Consider the following 880-nt stretch of genomic DNA (forward strand, 5'->3'; position numbering starts at 1 on the left):
GACTTCTCGACCACGCCGTTGCTGGTCGTGGTGCGCTGCCAGTGCAGCAGCAAGACGCCGCGATCGAGATCCACGCGCGGCCACTTGAGACCGGCCAGCTCTCCACGTCGAGTGCCGACGACGATCGCCAGGACCCAGGCGGCACGTAGCCGGTGGTCGGCGTGGTGCTTGAGGAACTTCGCTGACTGCGCGGGCGTCCAGACGCCCTTACGCCCCATCGTCTCCCGCTCGACCTGCCGAGGTTGCCGCACACCGTCGACGTTGACCCCGAGGTCGCTCAACGCCTTCATCAGGACCCGGTGCACGATCCGGACGGTGGTCGACGACAGCGGGCCGCCGTTCTTGCCACCGCTCTTCAGCAGCTTCTTGTACAGCTCGTGGATCACTCGCTTGTCGAGGGCGTAGAGCTGCCGCGCGCCGATGTGCGGCACCACGTAGCAGCGCATGATGTCCCGGTAGTTGCTGAGCGTCGTCTCCTGAACATCCAGCTCGCGCTCGTTGAGCCAGCTCTCCAACTCGGCAGCGACGGTGCCGTCGGCCCCGAGGTCCGCTCCACCGTAGGCGGCGCGAGCGTCCTGCTCCGCCTTCAGAGCGGCGGCCTGGCTAGGGAACCCCTGCCGCTTGTGCTGGCGGCGCCGCCCGTTGGCGTCGGGCGGGAGGTCGATGATGAAGAACCAGCGGGTCTGGCCGTTGGCGATGCGGTAGTTGTAGACAGCCATACGGCTGCACCTCCGCGGTAACGGGATCGAGGGATGCAACCCACGTTAAGCGATCTCCGTTACCGCCAGCGTTACCGCAAGATCACACATGATCTTCTATATCCGCTGGTGAATACCAGTCGGGACGGCCGGATTCGAACCGACGACCCCTTGACCCCCAG

The 880-nt window shown here is 65.9% G+C and carries 1 protein-coding gene; it reads right to left on the reverse strand.

The genetic code is table 11. The features are described from left to right. The coding region (locus tag V6U86_RS33285; protein WP_442935046.1) for an Arm DNA-binding domain-containing protein at positions 1-719 on the reverse strand (719 nt) is incomplete at its 3' end. Positions 720-880 lie beyond the last annotated feature (161 nt).

Origin of the sequence: Micromonospora sp. CPCC 205558, from assembly GCF_036902955.1 — a bacterium.
GTDB lineage: Bacteria > Actinomycetota > Actinomycetes > Mycobacteriales > Micromonosporaceae > Micromonospora.